Annotated in this window: 18 protein-coding genes and 1 tRNA gene; 12 read left to right on the top strand and 7 right to left on the bottom strand. The window is 54.6% G+C overall.

What is annotated here, in order from left to right; all coding sequences use genetic code 11:
* Positions 1-170: 170 nt before the first annotated feature.
* The 4 genes from ACLQMU_RS08770 to pyrC form a co-directional block, all read right to left on the bottom strand.
* Positions 171-452, bottom strand: a complete 282-nt coding sequence (locus tag ACLQMU_RS08770) for a UPF0058 family protein (protein WP_422149699.1) — start codon at positions 450-452, stop codon at positions 171-173.
* Between the two features lie 63 nt (positions 453-515).
* Positions 516-1,760 (bottom strand): DNA primase DnaG, encoded by a 1,245-nt coding sequence (gene dnaG, locus ACLQMU_RS08765; RefSeq protein ID WP_424039375.1) that lies wholly within the window; start codon positions 1,758-1,760, stop codon positions 516-518.
* Between the two features lie 188 nt (positions 1,761-1,948).
* Entirely contained in the window at positions 1,949-2,404 is a 456-nt protein-coding gene (locus tag ACLQMU_RS08760) for a DUF167 domain-containing protein (protein ID WP_422149697.1), read from the bottom strand.
* A 168-nt stretch (positions 2,405-2,572) separates the two neighbouring features.
* The gene (gene pyrC, locus ACLQMU_RS08755; RefSeq protein WP_422149696.1) at positions 2,573-3,886 is read right to left on the bottom strand and encodes a dihydroorotase; all 1,314 of its coding nucleotides are present in this window, start codon (positions 3,884-3,886) and stop codon (positions 2,573-2,575) included.
* 150 nt (positions 3,887-4,036) lie between these two features.
* Here pyrC and ACLQMU_RS08750 point away from each other — a divergent pair, with 150 nt between their 5' ends.
* Together ACLQMU_RS08750 and ACLQMU_RS08745 are read left to right on the top strand one after the other, a co-directional pair.
* Entirely contained in the window at positions 4,037-4,783 is a 747-nt protein-coding gene (locus ACLQMU_RS08750) for a hypothetical protein (protein WP_443673664.1), read from the top strand.
* Between the two features lie 77 nt (positions 4,784-4,860).
* On the top strand, positions 4,861-5,103 hold the full coding sequence (locus tag ACLQMU_RS08745) for a YwbE family protein (RefSeq protein WP_422149694.1): 243 nt from the start codon (positions 4,861-4,863) through the stop codon (positions 5,101-5,103).
* Between the two features lie 38 nt (positions 5,104-5,141).
* Here ACLQMU_RS08745 and ACLQMU_RS08740 read toward each other — a convergent pair whose 3' ends face one another.
* Positions 5,142-5,396, bottom strand: coding sequence for a hypothetical protein (locus ACLQMU_RS08740; protein ID WP_422149693.1), 255 nt, complete (start codon positions 5,394-5,396; stop codon positions 5,142-5,144).
* Positions 5,397-5,956: 560 nt separating this feature from the next.
* Entirely contained in the window at positions 5,957-6,808 is an 852-nt protein-coding gene (locus tag ACLQMU_RS08735; RefSeq protein WP_443673663.1) for a TrmB family transcriptional regulator, read from the bottom strand.
* 249 nt (positions 6,809-7,057) lie between these two features.
* On the opposite strand from ACLQMU_RS08735, the gene ACLQMU_RS08730 reads away from it, so the two are divergent.
* The 5 genes from ACLQMU_RS08730 to ACLQMU_RS08710 are packed head-to-tail and all read left to right on the top strand — an operon-like array spanning position 7,058 to position 10,920.
* The gene (locus tag ACLQMU_RS08730; RefSeq protein ID WP_443673662.1) at positions 7,058-8,200 is read left to right on the top strand and encodes an LPXTG cell wall anchor domain-containing protein; all 1,143 of its coding nucleotides are present in this window, start codon (positions 7,058-7,060) and stop codon (positions 8,198-8,200) included.
* Between the two features lie 13 nt (positions 8,201-8,213).
* The gene (locus tag ACLQMU_RS08725; RefSeq protein ID WP_443673661.1) at positions 8,214-8,885 is read left to right on the top strand and encodes an ABC transporter ATP-binding protein; all 672 of its coding nucleotides are present in this window, start codon (positions 8,214-8,216) and stop codon (positions 8,883-8,885) included.
* Entirely contained in the window at positions 8,882-10,087 is a 1,206-nt protein-coding gene (locus tag ACLQMU_RS08720; RefSeq protein WP_443673660.1) for an ABC transporter permease, read from the top strand. The genes ACLQMU_RS08725 and ACLQMU_RS08720 overlap by 4 nt, the downstream gene beginning before the upstream one ends.
* Before the next feature lie 5 nt (positions 10,088-10,092).
* Positions 10,093-10,365 carry a hypothetical protein gene (locus tag ACLQMU_RS08715; RefSeq protein ID WP_422148259.1) on the top strand — a complete coding sequence of 91 codons (273 nt, stop codon included), beginning with the start codon at positions 10,093-10,095 and terminating at the stop codon, positions 10,363-10,365.
* Positions 10,366-10,386: 21 nt separating this feature from the next.
* Positions 10,387-10,920 (top strand): hypothetical protein, encoded by a 534-nt coding sequence (locus tag ACLQMU_RS08710; protein WP_424039653.1) that lies wholly within the window; start codon positions 10,387-10,389, stop codon positions 10,918-10,920.
* A gap of 732 nt (positions 10,921-11,652) precedes the next feature.
* Here ACLQMU_RS08710 and ACLQMU_RS08705 read toward each other — a convergent pair.
* Positions 11,653-11,735: transfer RNA gene (locus ACLQMU_RS08705), tRNA-Leu, on the bottom strand.
* Between the two features lie 250 nt (positions 11,736-11,985).
* On the opposite strand from ACLQMU_RS08705, the gene ACLQMU_RS08700 reads away from it, so the two are divergent.
* Genes ACLQMU_RS08700 through ACLQMU_RS08680 form a run of 5 tightly spaced genes read left to right on the top strand, consistent with a single transcriptional unit; the run spans position 11,986 to position 18,800 of the window.
* Complete coding sequence (locus tag ACLQMU_RS08700) at positions 11,986-12,957, top strand: asparagine synthase C-terminal domain-containing protein (RefSeq protein ID WP_443673659.1); 972 nt, start codon at positions 11,986-11,988, stop codon at positions 12,955-12,957.
* Positions 12,947-13,216, top strand: a complete 270-nt coding sequence (gene gatC / locus ACLQMU_RS08695) for an Asp-tRNA(Asn)/Glu-tRNA(Gln) amidotransferase subunit GatC (RefSeq protein WP_422148262.1) — start codon at positions 12,947-12,949, stop codon at positions 13,214-13,216. Before ACLQMU_RS08700 ends, gatC begins: the two co-directional genes overlap by 11 nt.
* Positions 13,216-14,520 (top strand): Asp-tRNA(Asn)/Glu-tRNA(Gln) amidotransferase subunit GatA, encoded by a 1,305-nt coding sequence (gene gatA, locus ACLQMU_RS08690; protein ID WP_424039755.1) that lies wholly within the window; start codon positions 13,216-13,218, stop codon positions 14,518-14,520. The genes gatC and gatA overlap by 1 nt, the downstream gene beginning before the upstream one ends.
* Positions 14,517-15,965, top strand: a complete 1,449-nt coding sequence (gene gatB / locus ACLQMU_RS08685) for an Asp-tRNA(Asn)/Glu-tRNA(Gln) amidotransferase subunit GatB (RefSeq protein ID WP_424039754.1) — start codon at positions 14,517-14,519, stop codon at positions 15,963-15,965. Before gatA ends, gatB begins: the two co-directional genes overlap by 4 nt.
* A gap of 6 nt (positions 15,966-15,971) precedes the next feature.
* Positions 15,972-18,800, top strand: coding sequence for a DNA topoisomerase I (locus tag ACLQMU_RS08680; RefSeq protein ID WP_422148265.1), 2,829 nt, complete (start codon positions 15,972-15,974; stop codon positions 18,798-18,800).
* Positions 18,801-18,802: the final 2 nt, after the last annotated feature.

Genomic DNA, 18,802 nt, shown 5'->3' with positions numbered 1-18,802 from the left:
CACGATTGATCCCCCTGAACGGATTTAGCGTTATGCTCCGGCAGGAGATCCCTTGCATTAAGATAAGTTCACCAGTATGCGGTGCCAGAACATTTCCTTACGCCTGGCAGACTTCCCGTATATCCCCCGTTATTCCGTGATAATACGGGTTTAAAAAAGCATCAGAAAATTCAGGCGTATTCCATTTCCCTGAGTGTTTTTTCCGCCAGGTCCTTCATACGTGCCGAGATTCGCGATGACGACGTATAATCGACATCCTTCATCGCATTTGCAATCTCGTTCCCCAGCACGAAGATGGCGTATTTGTGCTCGAGCTTACTTTTGTGCAGCTGGGACGGGATGATCTTTAAGGCGCCGTACTGGGAAAACTTCAGGTCCGGGTTGACTTCTTCAAAATAGTCCTTGACCTCGTAGAGGATCTTGTGAAGGGTGATAAGTTCTTCCTTATGCATACTACGACTCCAAAGTGTTACATGGTGCACACCTTGCATAAATAAATTTGTGTGAGGCCGCTTTTACGAGCTCATTTTCATCAACCGAATGTTCAACGGCCTTTTTATAATTCCCTTAAAATCTTTTGCCGCAACATATTCGAGCCCTTTCCAGACCAGCCGGTCGAGCAGTTTCTGATCGACCGTGCGATCAATTACCAGGCCGGCTGCAGGGGCATCCAGCGTTTCCACGGCTTTCTCCACTTCTTCAGACCGAATCTCCCTGATCACCGCCATGTCCTCATTCAGGAATCTCGCGACGTTCCTGCCTTTCACGTCCTCCATGTGATCGCGGATGGTTACAGGCGCTTTCGGCCCGCTCTCTTTTGCTCTCTTCTGACCGGTACCGGACCGGCCGGTTGCGTCACTGCGACTCGCTTCGTCGGAACCGGGAACAGCACGGGGCGGCCGGGACAAGTCAGGCGGGAGCTCGGCTGCATCTTCAAAATACTGGTCGCGGACATACTCGACCGGCACCTTGTTCCGCAACGTCTTTATGACCTCTTTCTTGGTCATGTCTTCGACACTCTTTCCCCGGGGGGAAAATGCGACGTAGTCGATGTCTGCTACCTGAAGGAGCTCACGGAGGATCAGTTCCCCTCCCCGGTCGCCATCGAAGAACGCGGTTGTGGTCTTTTTCTCGCAGAGGTCAACGATCGATTTGGGGATCTTGGTTCCCTCCACGGCCACTGCATTCTTGATACCGTACCGCAGGAGGTTGATGACATCCGCCCGGCCCTCGACGATTATGACAGCATCCGACTCAAGGACGTTGGGACCGGCCGGCAGCTTCTCATCGCCGATCGTCCCGATCTTTTCAACCCTGAGGGTCTGCCGGACATCGTCAAGAAGCTCGTCGCTGTCTATCGTCCCGTCGTCAAATCGTTCGACAAGGATCTCCTTTGCACGTTCAACAATCTTTTTGCGCTTGCTGACCCTGATGTCCTCGATGCTGTTCACTATAACGTGTGCTACGCAGGGCCCCACGCGGTCGATGGTCTCAAGCGACGCGGCGAGAATAGCGGTCTCTGCCCGGTCAAGGGAGGTCGAGATCAGTATCTCTCCGCTCGTCTCTCCTTTCTTGCTTACTATCTGGACGTCGATCCTGCCGACACGCCCGGTCCTCTGGAGATCCCGCAGGTCAAGGTCTTCGCCGAGTAACCCTTCAGTCTGCCCAAAAATGGCACCGACTACGTCAGGTTTCTCGACCACCCCCTCTGCAGTGAGGCTGATGTGAATAAGGTACTTGGTAGTATCCGGTGAATACACGTAAACGCACCCCCATGTATCATGCGATGGATGAAATGCCTGATCATAGGTATAAATTATATATATTGTGTGGAATTACTTAAAGTGTAGCTTCGTGCGAAAATTCGTGCGAAAACCCTTTTATGTGATCGTAAGTGCTTGTCCGGTCAAATAGTGGCCCGTTTTCCCGGGAGGTGAACATCCGGCTATTATTTTTCGGGACTTTTGGAAAGGAGCAAGTTACTCAGCTGCGTCCTGGTAACTCCGATAATCCTCACTTTTTTCTGGGACGAGGTAACCCCGGATACTATAGAAACCGCCGAGGCTGGCACCCCGATCGTTGTGCTAATAAGCCATACAACCGCTTTGTTCGCCTTCCCATCTACGGCAGGGGCTGTGACCCGGCAGCCGATTGCCTTTCGCCACTCATTGTAGCCTGCAGGAAAGAGATTTGATTTCGCACCCGCAGAAACCTCGACTGAAAGAAGTGCCCCGTCGGCATCGTCAAAAAGCGCATCTGCCATTGTGGACATGAACCACCCTTTCGTGAAAGGAAGTGTCGCCCGGCTTAAACACACGCGGATCACCAGTGGCTGCTGCCGTTCTTCACCGGTGGATAAAACCCTCAGCCGGGCGATGCCTGTCGCGCACCCGGGTTGTCCCATGGATCATATCCAGGCGCTTGCCAATCGATCACCCGGGGACCTATGGGTGCGCTTTGTCGGCACCCTTTCTCATCTGTCGTGCGGGGTCTTTAGCGTTTCGTGAGCGAACCGTACGAACCGCCGCTCCCTTCACCCCATGGTATCTGACGAAATACGACGCAGGGGACGTCAGGTTCCGGGCGGTTCCTGCGATTGCGGGACATGTCCTCTGCCGGCAAACCATGAAGGATTGCCACGGAAAAACTCCCCGTCCCGGTACACTACAGCGCCACCCATGATCACCGTTTCGGGAAAGACGGCACGGCACCCTTCGAATGGCGTCCAGCCACACCGGCTGTGCAGAATCTCCGGCTCCACCGTCACCGCAGACCGGGGGTACAGTGCAAAGTCCGCCCTGTCACCGGGAACAAACCCCGCCGGGGGTATGCCGATGAGAGCCGCAGGTGCGGTCGCGGTCTTTTGGACCAGGTCTGTCAGGGTGATCCTTCTATCAATCATTTCGGCCATGAGCAGCGGCACCATGGTCTCCACGCCCGGGACTCCTGAAGGGGCATCTGGAAACGGGAGGGCTTTTTCTGCCTTCGTATGGGGTGCGTGATCGGAGGCGATTATATCTATCCTTTCCCAGCGTGTCCAGAGCGCCCTTCGCTCCGCTTCGGTCCTTACAGGGGGGTTTACCTTGAACCGTGAGTCAGCAGATCCGGTTTTTTCCCGCGAGAGGAGGAGGTGGTGAGGGGTCACTTCCACGGTCCCTTTTGCCGCATCGATTGCGCCCGCCGTGCTCATATGGCAGAAATGGATCCTGCAGCCGACCGGATTACAGGCCTGTACAGCAATCACTGCTTCCCGCTCGCCTTCCGGTGAACGCAGGGAATCGTGGGCGGCAAGATTAGTATCCTCGCCCGGGGCAATTCCTTCCGCGTGGATTGTGGCAAGTCCACCGAGACCCCGGATGCGCCCGAGCGCACGGGAGAGTTCCGGGGCGTCCAGCGCCTTACCATAACTGGAGGGGGCAAAAAAAGTCTCGCCAAATGCCATCGCCCCTGCCTTCCACATCGCCTCAAACGGGGTGTCCGGGGTAACGCCGCTGTTGATCGCAAAACTGCACAAAGAGTGCGCCTGCGCCTCATGAACCCGGGTTATAAACGCTTCCGACGTTGTCAGGGGCGGGATGGTGTTTGGCTGGTCGACAACAACGGTCACCCCCCCGGCAAGGGCGCTTGTGCTGCCGGTCTTCCAGTCCTCCTTTGCCGACTGGCTCCCTCCCCGCATGTGGACATGGATATCGACCGCCGCCGGGAGGACAAAAAGGCCCGTGCAGTCGATCACCTGGTCGGCTGCACTCCCGGCACCGGTATGAACGACCCGGCCATCCCGTATCGCGATATCAGCCCTGCGCCCGCCGGGAACCTGAACATTTGCCAGCACGAGGGCGGGACGGCGTTCCATGCAGATAAGATCGGCACCTGACCATATAGTCATGCTGTTTCTTTAAAAAAACCAGATGCGATCCGGTCGGCGAATACAATGTTTTTTCTAGTGTGTCCCGGAATAGTATGATATCGCGCCGGAGAAGCAGGCTCTGTCGTTCACCAAAAATCCTGCGGTGGATCCGGTGCCACGAGGGAGATCATGGATAAGATCATTAAAATTACGCTGGGATTCTTCATCCTCATTCTGGTCGTTTTTGTTGCTTTTTTTTCTTACATGTCGTATATCGATACGACCTACAGGAACTCGCTTTCCGGGACCTATGCATATACCTGCACCATTACGACAGACGCCGTCATTTCTAACGTCACGTTCTTTTTGCCGGTCCCTGCGGATCCGAACGGAAACTCACCGGTGGTCGCACAGATCAGCAGCCGGGATGTGACCGGGGTTCCCGGCGACTGGAATCTTACGCTCTTTGACACCGGAAAGGCAACGCTCCTGAAAGTCTCTGCCCCGACGATAGGAAAGCCTGCCATCAACGGGAGCGCACAGATAACCTCCGTCACCCTTGCCGTGAACACGTCATCGCCTGCCCTGATCGACACGCGCTCGCCCGTTGAGAATGCAGCCGTGTTCCGCCCGGTACAGGGTATCCATGAGGTGGCATGTCCGGCCGGTGAGGCAAAAACCGATAATACGACAGAGTGTTTTAATTATTTCACCAATATCTATGCCGATTATACCGCTGCCTCTTCAGTATCGGTAAGCATTAACGCCAGTCTTGAGGCGACAAATTCCTGGACTATCTTTACACCGGAGTCCAATGCATATGAAAACCGGATCGCCATGCTGACGATTCATGGGGAAAACCATGGGTGGATGACCACTCTGGGCTGGATCGAATCCGGTATCGGTGAGTATGATGCACCAACTATCACCTCATAATTTTACCCTTTCAATAGAAACAATATGACCGCCGGGACAGGCCGGTATCCTTACCTGAACATTTTCGGTACATTCCCATGGACAGACAACCCGACCCGCCACACGGGGGAAAACGCCGCGACGCCATATGTCCCGGCTGCACGGTCGATATTATCCTCAAGGCGGATCAGCAGAGCGGAAGAGTGACGCGGGGAATCGTACAGGAGATCCTGACAAATTCTTCATTTCACCCGCACGGCATCAAGGTCCGGCTCAGGGACGGGCGTGTGGGACGGGTTGCCCGCATCATCGGAACTGACGTCCCCGGTGACAGCCGTTAAGAAAATGGCAGCCGGTTCCAGCCCGGCATCAGGATGTCTTATTTCCAGTCCCGGGTGATGATCGTAGATCCTTCCTCCTTTTTGTGTTCTATCTGTTGCCTGATGAGGGCAAGTATTTCCGGGGTGATAAGGTTCCCGGTCATCACATACAGCGACTTCTTTTTTGTCTCCGGATCCGTCTCGCAGGTCACCACAAAGTCTTCATGATTGGCAAGGGCAGAGACAAGCATCTCCGGCAGGGTATCTGTCAGGGATGTTTTTGTGCGTACCCGGTGCTTTTTGATCAAAGTCATACAGGAATGTATCCTGTATGAGCCGATAAGGACTTGTCTCCGGGGTACGCCGGCCCTGGGCCGGACTCAGGGTGAACCCGAAAGAAAACAGGATGTATGCGAGGGAGGGGAGCTTCCCCTTGGAGGTCAAATCTTCATTTACACGGCCTTTCATGATAAAACCTCCTTTATAGCAGATATTTTAGTGACGCGGATAATCATCTTTATCTTATGATAGGAACCTCCGATCCATATTTCTTTAACGAGGGTTCTGGACATGAACCCATTATGTTTCCGGGGGACTCCTATGGGGTAAAAATCGAAAGAGTGTCCCATAGGATTATCCTATAGGATTCTTTGAATTCCCATTAAACGAACAACATAGACTCCAAAATTTTAGAGAGTTCCCTGCTTGGGAAATCATCGGAAAAATCCGACCCGGAAACCGGATTCAGATTATGGATTCAACCGTATCGGCGGTTGATTTGGAAAGGTTAACAAGGTGGAATATTGGTTACCAGCCGTGAAACGCAATAGATCCCGTTTTCATATGTCTATATGTCCGCTGTCTTACCTAATGATCATGTCCGCTTTTTCTTGTGAAGATGTGGGGGGACGGGGAAATCCTCCCCATCGATGAGTCGCTTCCAGTTGAACTGGCTGAAGAGTTTCATCTGGAGGACTGCACCCTTGTTCCGGGTATTGAGAACTGAAACCGTACTGGAGAAAAACGGCGGTATCATAAGGAGTTCCTCGTCATCAGTGATCAGTTCGAGCGTATTTTCGACTCTCATCAGTTTCTGGATCTCCTCAAATTCCGGGGGGGCAAAGGGAGGGGGGACTGCGAATTTTTCCGAGGAGATCACATAAATATTCGCGTTCTTTCCCGGGAACTGTTTCCGCAATTTTCTCTCAAGACCCGGCTGATCGGATATCACGATAAGCAGCAGGGAAATATCCTTTATCTGTATGTTTTCAATGAACGGAAGGTATCGCTCTCCGATCATGCACCGGATATGGCTTTTTGCCTTCCCGAAGAGGTCACGGATCTTATACTCGATGCTCTTATCGCCATAAATGGTCCAGAGGGCTTCCTCTTTCTCGGTCTGCACTTTTTCAGTTTCAAGTTTTTCCAGTGCCACCAGTGCCAGATCGGCCGCCTTCTTGTGGTTGCCCATGAGCAGGTCAATGGCCATTTGAGGAGAGACCGCGCTGTATCGTGCCGGTTTTGAGATCCTTTTCACGGCCAGTCCTATTTCCGCCAGATTATCCAGCGCCTCGTACACGCTTGGCTTGGAGATAGAGAGATATTCGACAAGATCTTTTGCTTCTGCGTTGTCATACAGAACCAGCGCGGCGTAGACCTTCGCTTCATTATTGGATAATCCGAGATCATTGAGCGATTTTACGAGAGATGCGGGTATGCTCTCCATATAATCAATAATAATCACAAAGTTGTTAAATATTTTACTACTTGGAAACATATTTTTATTAAGTCTTAGGTAAAATCCTAGTAAAACAGGTTGTAGTAAAAAAATTTACTACTCCATTGAGGATTACGAATGTTCAGAGTGGCATACCCTTCAGCATATCCTGATACTCGGGATTTTTCAGCAGACCACAAACCGACTCATCCAGGAACAATAAAACGATCTTCACCCGGGACCCCACGTCCCGCGTACATGGTTTTCCTGTTCCTTCTTGTAACCATCGGATTTCTGGTTCTTCCGGCCAGTGGTGACGCCACAACCGATACCATCCAGGCTGCGAACAACGTATACGTATCAAACTATACGATAGATCCGGCGGTCCTCTTTACGGGGGATACGGCGACGGCAACGTTTTACGTCACCAACGGGAATGCAAACCAGAGCGTCATGGTCAACCATGCGACCTTCGGGGATAACGATATCCTTCTTACCAGCAGTTCATATGTCACCAATACCAATATCGGGCCTCTCCAGACCCGTCCGTTCGTATTCTCTATCGGGACTGACAAGCCTGCGGGTACCTATTATCCCTCCTTCTCGCTGAGCTTCACCGCCGGGAACGGCATGTATTACCGGACTCCGGTCAAGGTGGACAATACCCTCCTTGTCATGACCATTGCTGACCAGCCGGATTCATTCACCCAAGGGGTAAAAGAAACAATCAGTGTTCAGATTTCCAACCCCCGTGACAACGATGTAAAAAATGTCATCTTTGAGGCCACGGGTAATGATGTTACCCTTACGCCTTCAAAGACCTATATCGGGGATCTGGCTGCCGGCACGAGTACGATGGTTAATTTTACCGCAACCGCCGATGAACCCACAACCCTCTTCATGCATGTCGATTACGGTAATGGGGATAATTCCCATACCATCAATACGACCCTGCCGATCCTGTTTACGACTGACAAGCTCCAGGCTGACCCGGTGATGAGCAATATTGTTATCGCCCTCAACAACGGGACTTACGATGTCACCGGAGATGTAACCAACGCCGGTCTTTCGAACGCAAATGGTGTAACGGTTACATCGCTCTCTCCCGCCGTGCCGCAGGACCCGGAAAGGAATTACGTGATCGGTACACTCAAGCCTGACGACTTCGGCAGTTTCGAGATCACCTTTACCGCCCCGGATGGCACGACAAGCGTTCCCCTCCAGCAATCCTACAAAGACAATGACGGCAATGTGATCACCTCCGTCCAGAATATCGATCTGACCCAGGCCACAACACAGACGGGTTCAAAACCAAGCATGCTCCCGGCACTGGTCGTTGTCATTATCATTGTCCTTGGCGTTGGCGGGTATCTCTACCAGAAGAAGCGGAAAAACCAGTAAGGAGCAGGCCGTCATGCAACCGGTCATCCAGTTTTCCGATGTGGTCAAGGTCTATCCGCTCAGGGCCGGAGATGTGACCGCCCTTAACCACATCTCATTTGAAGTGGAACGCGGGGAGTTCATCTCTATCATGGGTCCATCGGGTTCCGGCAAATCAACACTGTTGAACCTTATGGGATGCCTTGATACGCCGACTACCGGTGACATTTTCATAAGTGGGATCGGCGTACGCGATATGACCGATGTCGAACTCACGAACCTGCGACGGGATCGCATCGGGTTCATCTTCCAGTTCTTCAAGCTCTTCCCGCTGTTAAACATTATCGAGAACGTGAGTTTTCCCCAGATGCTCAAATCCGGGAAAGGAGTAAATGAAGACAAGGCCCGGGAAGTGCTCCGTGCCGTCCAGCTGGACGAACATCTCTTCCCCCACACCCCTCTCGAACTTTCGGGAGGCCAGCAACAGCGGGTTGCGGTCGCACGGGCGCTTATTAACGATCCGGATATCCTGCTCTGCGACGAACCGACCGGCAACCTCGATTCAAAGACCGGGGCAAGCATCATGGAACTCATGACGGAACTGAACAGGAAGGGTTCGACCGTCATCGTTGTTACTCACGATCCCCATGTCGCTGAATATACCGATCGGATCATCCGGATCGTGGACGGGAGAATTGCAACATGAGTACCATATTCTGGGAGATCTCCAAACGAAATATCCGGATCCACATGCTGCGCTCGAGCCTTGCGATGCTCGGGATCATCATCGGCGTCGTCGCTATCGGTGCCATGGGCATCCTTGGGAACAGCATGACTCAAGAGATTAGTTCGAGTCTCTCCTCTGTAGGAGATTCGGTAATTGTCACCCCGTATAGCGGAGGAGGAGGAGGAGGCATGGGTGGTGGTGGGGGAGCAAGTTCTGCAAACCTGATGCTTACCGACCAGAATTACCAGCAGATCAAACGGACAGTTGCCCCGAACGTAGCGATTCCTGTTCATTCGACATCGGAACACATGAAAGTGGGTGTCGGAAGCGACGATATCGTGGCGACCATTTATGGTCTCCCGACGAACGATGAATCCGATCTCTTACCCAATCTCCAGGCAGGGGGTTACAACAATGCAAACTCCGGATGTCTGGTAGGCTCGACCTTTGCATCGGATCACAACATCAAGGTCGGTTCGCGGATTTCCATCGGGACCGACGGGGAATACGGCACGCTCAGGGTGACTGGTATTATCGCGGAAAGGGGGATGAGCTTTGATATCAGTACCGACAGTGCCATTGTCGTGACACAGGACTGGTTTGAAAATACCTACAACGATAAGGATCAATACAGCGAAGTGGTCGTGAAGGTCACCAGCAGCGATACCGCAAGTGTAAAAACAATCATAGAAAAGCAGCTCAACCGGAACACCAGAGAGAAGACTGTTTCAGTGACAGACAGCAAGGCAACGCTTGCCACCATCTACTCGACCTTTAGCACGGTCACGACCTTTGTCACGGCCATAGGCGGCATCTCGATGCTTGTTGCCGGTGTTTCCATCTTCAATATCATGATGATGTCGGTGAACGAGCGGATCAAGGAGATCGGGATCATGCGCAGCATCGGCACCCAGAAAAAAGAGGTGATGAGCATGTTCATCTACGAGGCTGCCATCATCGGTGTAGTCGGAAGCCTCATTGGGGGGCTTCTCTGTCTCCTTGCCGGGTACGTGATAAGCGCCCTGATGCTTGGCACCACCAAGTACCTTTTCACCGTGTCGAGCATGATGTCAGTGGTCGAGGGGGTAATCTTTGGGATCCTCATCTGTATCCTCTGCGGAATGTATCCGGCGTGGCAGGCGGCAAACCTCAACCCGATCGATGCACTCAGGCATGAGTGATATTCATGGCGAGAAATGGAGATAATCCTGTGCTCTCGGAAAATGAATCCTGTTTCACGGACGAAACCCTGGGCGTTGAAATCCTTAAAGGCGATCCGAAACGGGCAATCTGGAAACTATCAGGGCCGATGATCGTCGCAATGTCCCTGATGTCAAGTTACAACGTGGTAAACTCGATCTGGGTCGCCGGTATCCGGAAGCGTGAATGGACCATGACACCGGCCTATAACCAGCAGAACCGGCAGGAGATTACCGGGATGACTCATGAAGGTCAGTGATACCCCGGAGGGGGTGCCTGAATGGAAGTAAAAAAAGTTACCTATTTCACAGAAAAGGAAGAGGAAGTTGCCAACCTCCTCATGAATCTGGGATTCAAGAAAATGGTTGCAAAGGTAATGATTTATCTCTCTTCCAAACCGGAATCCACGACACATGATATTGAGAGAGGTACGGATCTCCGCCAGCCGGAAGTCAGTCTTGCCACAGCATACATGATAGATAAAAAATGGATTGTATGTAAGGAGGTCAAAGGAAAGAAAACAGGGCGGCCGGCGAAAACCTTCCGGCTCGCAAAACCCCTTCCGGAGATCTTCAATAGTATTGAAGAGCAGAAAAAGAACGAGACCTGTGCCAAGCTGCAGATGATGAAGAAATTACTTACCTGTGCTAACGAATGCAGTGCAATACTTTCGCAGGTATACAAGGACAAGCCGGTTCCTGGAGAAGACCCCCGGAGACTGACGGTTTCCGGCCCACGCCTTTGTAAGGGGACCTTTCCCCATGAGTGCCCGACCGCAATAACCTCCGGTGAAATGATGGAATCTGTCAGGTAATCCGAAGCGGGGGAATGGGCATGAAAGATCACCGATGAAAACACTAAAAAAACAGATTCTGGAACGCCAGACCTGGTAACAAACGCTCGAAGAGCGGGCGGTTACCTGTGATGTGGTGCGATGACCATGCTCAACAAAGGTATGCGGTAACAGGAAAATCCGGGGGATGCCGGTCAAAGAGTATGAAAACCCCGATGCCCTCTCCGGGCCCTCTTCATCCTGTTTCCCACACTTCGGGCACATGCAGGAAAAAAAATATCCTGCTATCCTGATCATGGTGAAGTACCTATTCATCAGGTATCCGCTTTCCAGGGGCGAAATTCCCGAATCTCTGGAACCGTTTTTCCCTTGACCGGGAAGGATGTTAATCCGGTGTACTTTCTAGGGGCGCTCCGTGGAAGGACCGGGCGGGCCGGCGGGTTCTGGCGCATTGTCGGGACGTTTAAACAGTCAACATTGATAAGTCACGATGATGATATTTTCGTTAAGTCCCGATGCAACAGAACACTTTTGGATAAGAGTACGGTCGTCTTCAGTAATCTGACCTTTCTTACGTGCTTTCTCAAGAGAGCGGGTAGCGTACTCCGGTTTGATGTGGTGAAACTGAACTGGTTCCGGGGTTGGTGCACCCGAGCCTGTACCGCTGAACACATCAGATTCAGCTGTGCTGCTATTCTTAAAACATCTCAGGGAATTTTCAATTGAAGAAGAGATTTGACCCTGCGGTGGGAATGCGAGGGATGGGAGTCGAACCCATGAATCCCTGCGGAACTGGATCTTAAGTCCAGCCGAGTTGGCCACTTTCGTACCCTCGCGTTCTATAGTATTTCGTGTGTACAATAAAAAGAATCGTGGCCGGGGAGAGACGGTGATTACCTTAGTGTATGACTGTTCAGTTTGCCGGACAGGGAGTTTTCGGGCTGCCTTCGCCACGTCTCTGAAACACCGGAAACCGACCCTGACAGAGATTCCTGCTACGCCATTGCCACGCATTATATGCTTGGCCGTTACCATACTGTATCCGGCAAGTGCATGACCTTATTTGAATGTACAGGTTGGGTTGAGGTGGATGGTACCGTGCTCTCCCTGTCTGATGTTGAGAAGATAGTAAAGACAGATCCCGGGCAGATCCGCAGGTTTGGCGGAGAATTTGCGTTTTCATTTGGTTCCTGCCATGCACGTGATCATTTTGGCATTGTCAGGGGACCGGGCCAGAAAGGCGCGGTGGTCTGCAACGGGCAGGTGCGGTGTTTGATTGAACCTGCTCCTGCTCCCTGCACGCTCGATGAGGCGATTGTAACGGCAGTCAGGATCAGGAGCGGCGAGGGCGTCACCGCACTTTCCGGCGGGGTGGATTCGAGCCTTGTCGCCGCGCTTGCCGGGCGGGAATGCGTGGCAGTCGGTCTTAAAGGATCCCATGATCTTGAACAGGCCCGGCATGCAGCAGATCTGCTCGGCCTGACCTGCACTGAAGTAGAAATAACTCAGGAAGAGATTGCTGACGCGCTCCCCGCTGTTATCGCCGCGATCCCGAAAAAAGACCCGGTCAACACCAGCATCGCGGTCACCCAGTATTTTATCGCGCGGTGGGCAGGTGAGCACGGGCACCGGCGTATCCTCGCCGGGCAGGGAGCGGACGAGCTGTTTGGCGGATACGCCCGTTACCTCGCATCTCCGGCGCTGGAAGAGGATCTTGCCCGGGACGTTGCCGGATTGGAAGCCCAGGCTGACCGTGACCAGGCAGTCGCTGCCCTTCATGGCACGTACCTCTCCATGCCCTATCTGGATATCCGTGTCGTGCGCGCCGCACGCGCGATCCCGGCCCATGAAAAGGTGCATGACGGGCAGCGGAAGATCCCCTTGCGTGAGGTCGCAGGGCGTCATATCCCGCAGGAACTGGCAGTATACGGCAAAAAAGCCATGCAGTACGGGAGCGGGGTCTGGGGAGTATTGAAAAAGCTTGCCCGTAAAAATGGTTATAAAACGTCCGTGCAAGATTACATAAACCACATCGGACGGGTGGAACATGGTCACTGAAAAAGACGTAGAGCATATCGGTGAACTTGCCGATATCGGCATCGATACCGCTGAACTGGCCACTTTTACCGGCCAGTTCAACGCCATTGTGGACTATTTTGACGTGCTTGACCGGGTGCAGGGCAATGGCACAGTCGCCCGGGATCTCTATAATGTGCTGCGGGATGACGTTGTCGAGACCTCGCTTTCGCAGGATGAAGCGACTCGAAATGCCGGAGCGCGGGAAGATGGGTTTATCAAGGCACCCCGGGTGATGTAGTGGCCGTGCACACGATCAGTTTCGAACCCGACGACCGGTACAACGCGTTCTTAAAAGTCTGCACAAAGCCTTCCCACGGTGAGGGAAAACTTGCCGGGGTGGCAATAGCGGTCAAGGACAACATCTCGACACAGGGAATCGAGACTACCTGCGCATCGAAGATCCTCCAAGGCTACGTCCCGCCGTACGATGCGCATGCGGTCGAACTCATAAAGGGTGCCGGTGCCGCAGTTGCCGGCAAGACCAACATGGACGAGTTCGGGATGGGGACGAGCACCGAGAACTCGGCGTTCGGCCCCACGCTCAATCCCTGCGATACGGATCGCGTGCCCGGTGGATCCTCCGGGGGCAGCGCGGCGGCGGTGGCAGCAGGCATGGTACGGATGGCGCTAGGTACCGATACCGGCGGGTCGATCCGGTGCCCTGCCGCATTCTGCGGTATTATCGGGCTCAAGCCCACCTACGGCCGGGTCTCACGGTACGGTCTGATCGCGTACGCAAATTCACTGGAAACAATAGGGCCAATGGCAAAAAATGTCGCCGATGTTTCGCTTTTGATGTCAGTGATAGCCGGTCACGACAGGAAAGATTCCACGTCCCACAACCGACCCTATAATCACACCCCGTCTGCCAACATCAGGGGTCTGCGGATCGGCATCCCTGAAGAATACTTTGGGAAAGGTGTCGACCCGGAGGTCGCAGCAGTCGTCCGGCGTGCAATCGGCCGTCTTGAAGAACTCGGTGCCGTCACCGTCCCGTGCAGCATCCCCTCGATGGAATACGCCCTTGCTGCGTACTATGTGATCTGCACGAGCGAAGCCAGTTCCAACCTTGCCCGGTTCGACGGCGTGCGGTACGGTCCTGCTGCAGATACCAGAAAATCGTGGCATGCAGCGTACCAGGACGCCCGCCGTGAAAGGTTCGGCTCCGAAGTACGGCGCAGGATCATGCTCGGGACGTTTGCCCTCTCCTCGGGGTATTACGGGAAGTACTATGCAAAAGCACAGGTCGCCCGGGAAAACATCCGGAAGGATTTTGCCCGGCTCTTCGCTGACGTGGACGTCCTCTGCGGCCCGACCATGCCCACCATTGCCTTTAAACTGGGCGAGAAGAGTGATCCGCTCTCCATGTACCTGTCCGATATCCTCACGGTGCCGGTCAACCTCGCGGGCATCCCGGCAATATCTGTTCCCTGCGGGAAGGTACAGGGAATGCCGGTCGGCCTCCAGATCATGGGCAGGCCGTTTGAGGACGAGCGCGTGATCGATGTTGCCTATGCGTACGAGCAGGTGGTGAAGCCATGATCGACGCCGATGTTGTTGTGGGCCTCGAAGTTCACTGCCAGCTCGATACAAAGAGCAAGCTCTTCTGCGGCTGCTCGACCGATTACCGGAATGACGGGCCAAATACTCACGTCTGTCCGGTCTGCCTCGGGCTCCCCGGTACCATGCCCGTCCTCAACAAGCGGGTTATCGAGTATGCCATGAAAGTGGCAAAATCGGTCAATTGTACGATCGCCGACGAGTCCGAGTTTGCGCGAAAGAACTACTTCTACCCCGACCTCAACAAGGCCTACCAGATCACGCAGTACGACAAGCCCCTGGCTCTTGGCGGCTACGTCGAGATCGAAGGCGACGATGGGAAGGAGCGGAAGATCCAGCTCACCCGCATCCATGTCGAGGAGGACCCGGGCCGGCTCGTGCATATGGGAAACGCCGAGCGCGGCCGGTACTCCCTCGTGGACTACAACCGTGCGGGTATCCCCCTCATCGAGATCGTGTCGGAACCCGACATGCGCTCGCCAAAAGAGGCGCGCAAATTCTTAAACAAGCTGCGGGCCACGCTCGAATACCTCGGCGTATTCGATTCAGAAAAAGAAGGATCGCTCCGGGTCGATGCTAACATCTCGCTCCGGGGCAGCGAGCGCGTGGAGATCAAAAACATCACCTCCTATAAAGGGGTCGAGAAGGCGCTGACTTTCGAGGTGACCCGGCAGAAGAACCTGATCCGGCGCGGGCTTAAGGTCGAACGCGAGACACGGCATTACCTTGAGGCACGCGGGATCACGCAGTCGGCCCGTTCAAAGGAGATGGAGAACGACTACCGGTACTTCCCGGAGCCGGATTTGCGCCCACTCCGCGTCCAGTCCTGGGTAAAAGAGATCCTGCTCCCCGAACTCCCCGATGCACGGCGCGAACGGTTCGTGCAGCAGTACGGATGTTCCCTGAATCATGCCCGCACCCTGACCGGGGAACTTAGGATGGCTAACTTCTTTGAGGCTGTTGTGACAGGAGACGAAAAAAACCTCTGCGCTCTCGCCGCGACATGGATCGCAGACACGCTTGCCGGCGAACTCAACTACCGGAGCATGGGGATCGATGCAGTGGATGCAAAAAGTTTTACCGGCCTGCTCCAGCTCCTGATAGGGGAGACTATCACCGACAAAAGCGGTGTCGAGGTCCTGCGGGTGATGCTTGACCAGCGGCTCAGGAGTGAGCCGGCCGAGACGCCGGAGGCGATCGTTTCCCGCCTGAGCCTTGCAAAGACCTCCGGTGACGATGCAGCACTCATGAGCATCATTCACGAGGTCATAACCGGAAACCCGAAGGCGGTCGAGGACTATTCAGCCGGAAAGAACGGGGCCCTGAACTTCCTTGTGGGACAGGCCATGAAAAAGACGCGGGGCTGTGCCGATCCGGGCGAGCTCAACCGGCTGATGGTTGCAGCCCTCAAGAGCAGGGAGCAGTGACCTGACGTGCACCTGATCGTTGCAGAAAAGAACATCTCGGCCCGCAGGATCGCCCAGCTTCTTGCCGGGGGAGAAAAAGTCGTCGAGAAAAAAGATGCCGGGGTGTCGACCTACAGTTTCGGTGACACGACGACAGTGGGCTTGCGCGGCCACGTGGTCGAGGTTGACTTCGAGCCCGGCTACGAGAACTGGCGCAGCGAGACCTCCACTCCCCGCAGCCTGATCGATGCAAGGACTATCAAGGTGCCGACCGAGAAACGGATCGTTGCACTCCTCCAGAAACTGGCACGGCACGCTGACCGGGTCACCATTGCAACAGATTTTGATACCGAAGGGGAACTGATCGGAAAAGAAGCGTTCGAACTGGTCCGGGCCGTCAACCGGAACGTGAAAATCGACCGGGCCCGGTTCTCCGCGATCACCCCGCAGGAAATAAAGACCGCGTTTGCGAACACCACAGACCTTGATTTCGCGCTTGCCTCTGCAGGGGAGGCCCGGCAGTCCATCGACCTGATGTGGGGCGCGTCGCTGACCCGGTTTATCTCTCTTGCCGCACGCCGTGGCGGGAACAATATTCTCTCGGTCGGCCGGGTGCAGAGCCCCACGCTCTCCATGATTGTCGACCGGGAAAAGGAGATCGAAAAGTTTGTCCCGGAAAAATACTGGCAGCTCGGCCTTGTAACCGAGAAGGCTGGCGAGCAGATCGAGGCCAGGCACACGAATGGCAGGTTTAAAGACCAGGCCTCTGCCGGACTTGCCCGCGACCGGACAAAAGAGCCGTTGGTCGTGATCGAGGTCAGGGAAGGTACCAAGCAGGACCGGTCCCCCTCGCCTTTCGACACGACAACCTATATCGTCGCCGCCGCGCGGCTCGGGTTCTCTGCGGCAAACGCGATGCGGATCGCAGAAGACCTGTACATGAACGGGTATATCTCCTACCCGAGAACCGATAACACGGTCTATCCTGCATCGCTGGATTTGAACGGCCTGCTTGCGACGCTCAAAAATTCACCCTTTAAAAAAGACGTGGAGTGGACAATCGCCCACCGGCGCCCGGAGCCGACACGGGGCAAGAAGTCCTCTACAGACCACCCGCCAATACACCCGACCGGGGTTGCCACGAAAGAAGGGATCGGGGACGATGCGTTCCGGGTCTACGAGCTCGTGCTCCGCCGGTTTCTCGCGACCCTTGCCCCGGACGCGCTCTGGCAGACCCTGAAAGTCAATTTCGATGCCGGCGGCGAAGTGTATACTACGACCGGCGGGCACCTGATCGAACCGGGCTGGCACGCAGTCTACCCGTTCTCCGAGGCAAAGGAGACGATCCTCCCGGTGTTTGTCGCCGGTGAGAAACTGCCGATCCGCAAGGTCAACCTCGATGAAAAGGAGACGATGCCCCCGGCCCGGTACACGCAGAGCAAGCTTATCCAGAGAATGGAGGAACTGGGACTGGGGACAAAGAGTACACGGCACGAAGTGATTGCAAAACTGGTTTCCCGTAAGTACGTGGAAGGTAACCCGCTGCGCCCGACCCTCGTAGGCCGGGTCGTGACCGAGGCGCTCGAGCACAACGCCGATGCGATCACAAAGCCCGACATGACCCAGACGATCGAATCGCATATGCAGCAGATAAAGGAAGGCAAACGTACCCGCGATGATGTCATAAAAGAATCGCGCAGCATGCTGCACGCAGCATTCGACCAGCTCGAGGCAAACGAGCAGGTGATAGGAGATGACATCCGGGATCGCACCGCAGAGGAACTCAACCTGGGCCGCTGCCCGGCCTGCGGGGGGACGCTTGCAATAAAGCATATGCGGGGCTCCACCCAGTTTATCGGCTGTTCCCGGTATCCGGAGTGCACGTTCAATATCGGCCTGCCCGTTACCCAGTGGGGCTGGGCAGTCCGTACCGATGACATCTGCGAAAAACACCATCTCCATTTCGTGCGCCTCGTAAGGAAAGGCGCCCGCCCCTGGGATATCGGGTGCCCGCTCTGCCACCATATCAGCTCCAATGCAGAATCGCTTACCGAGATTCCCTCCATGAATGAGACTCTTCTGGAAAAAGCCCGGTCCCGGCATATCTACACGGTTGCCGAGATCTCCCGCAGGAATCCAGAAAACCTTGCTCAGGTCCTTGGTCTGGCACCGGATGCGGCACAGATTCTTAAATATGAGGCGGAAGGTGTGCTCGAAAAACTGCGCCGGCGCTCTGAATGCCGCAAGTTCATGAGGAACCACCTGATCCCAAGAAAAGGGCGCAGTTATTCGAAAATCATGGCAGCCTTAAAAGAGTCCGGTGTGACCGATCTTGCAAGCCTTGCACGGGCAGAGCCGACTACCCTCCAGAAAGCCGGTGTCAGTGAAAATGAGGCGCATGACCTCCTGGCACAAGCCCGGGTCACTCATAACGGGCAGGTCTTAAAGGAGATCGGCATTCCCGCGGTAAGCCTCAAAAAATATTTCGCCGCAGGGATCACCAGTCCGGATGAGTTTGTTTCGACGACTCCTGAAAACCTCAGTAAGATGACGGGCATGAGTACCGGTACCATCAACCGGCATGTGGCGCTTGTCAGCGCGCACCTTCACCGGCCCGTTCCGGTAAAAATCCCCCGTGCCCGGATCGCAAAAGGGCGAAAAGAGCTGCTTTCGATCAAAGGCCTGACCGGCGCGATGGCAGAGAAATTTGCCGGCGCCGGGATCATCGACGGGGACAGCCTGCTCGCAGCGGAGGCACAGCAGCTCTCCACCACCACAGGTATCGATGCAGAGAAGATCCGGAACTACCAGGCTCTCTTACAAAGGAAACGCGAGAACGCGGTCATCCGGATCTGACT

Origin of the sequence: Methanoregula sp. (assembly GCF_052325125.1) — an archaeon.
Classification (GTDB): domain Archaea; phylum Halobacteriota; class Methanomicrobia; order Methanomicrobiales; family Methanospirillaceae; genus Methanoregula.
Note: the sequence above shows the minus strand (reverse complement) of the source record. Positions and strands in the feature narration are given on the sequence as shown.

Bases quoted from the DNA above. Each gene is read 5' to 3' on its own strand.
- ACLQMU_RS08770 (WP_422149699.1), bottom strand. From the start codon at position 452: ATGCATAAGGAAGAACTTATCACCCTTCACAAGATCCTCTACGAGGTC.
- ACLQMU_RS08760 (WP_422149697.1), bottom strand. From the start codon at position 2,404: ATGGGACAACCCGGGTGCGCGACAGGCATCGCCCGGCTGAGGGTTTTA.
- pyrC (WP_422149696.1), bottom strand. From the start codon at position 3,886: ATGACTATATGGTCAGGTGCCGATCTTATCTGCATGGAACGCCGTCCC.
- ACLQMU_RS08750 (WP_443673664.1), top strand. From the start codon at position 4,037: ATGGATAAGATCATTAAAATTACGCTGGGATTCTTCATCCTCATTCTG.
- ACLQMU_RS08745 (WP_422149694.1), top strand. From the start codon at position 4,861: ATGGACAGACAACCCGACCCGCCACACGGGGGAAAACGCCGCGACGCC.
- ACLQMU_RS08740 (WP_422149693.1), bottom strand. From the start codon at position 5,396: ATGACTTTGATCAAAAAGCACCGGGTACGCACAAAAACATCCCTGACA.
- ACLQMU_RS08735 (WP_443673663.1), bottom strand. From the start codon at position 6,808: ATGGAGAGCATACCCGCATCTCTCGTAAAATCGCTCAATGATCTCGGA.
- ACLQMU_RS08730 (WP_443673662.1), top strand. From the start codon at position 7,058: ATGGTTTTCCTGTTCCTTCTTGTAACCATCGGATTTCTGGTTCTTCCG.
- ACLQMU_RS08725 (WP_443673661.1), top strand. From the start codon at position 8,214: ATGCAACCGGTCATCCAGTTTTCCGATGTGGTCAAGGTCTATCCGCTC.
- ACLQMU_RS08720 (WP_443673660.1), top strand. From the start codon at position 8,882: ATGAGTACCATATTCTGGGAGATCTCCAAACGAAATATCCGGATCCAC.
- ACLQMU_RS08715 (WP_422148259.1), top strand. From the start codon at position 10,093: ATGGCGAGAAATGGAGATAATCCTGTGCTCTCGGAAAATGAATCCTGT.
- ACLQMU_RS08710 (WP_424039653.1), top strand. From the start codon at position 10,387: ATGGAAGTAAAAAAAGTTACCTATTTCACAGAAAAGGAAGAGGAAGTT.
- gatC (WP_422148262.1), top strand. From the start codon at position 12,947: ATGGTCACTGAAAAAGACGTAGAGCATATCGGTGAACTTGCCGATATC.
- gatB (WP_424039754.1), top strand. From the start codon at position 14,517: ATGATCGACGCCGATGTTGTTGTGGGCCTCGAAGTTCACTGCCAGCTC.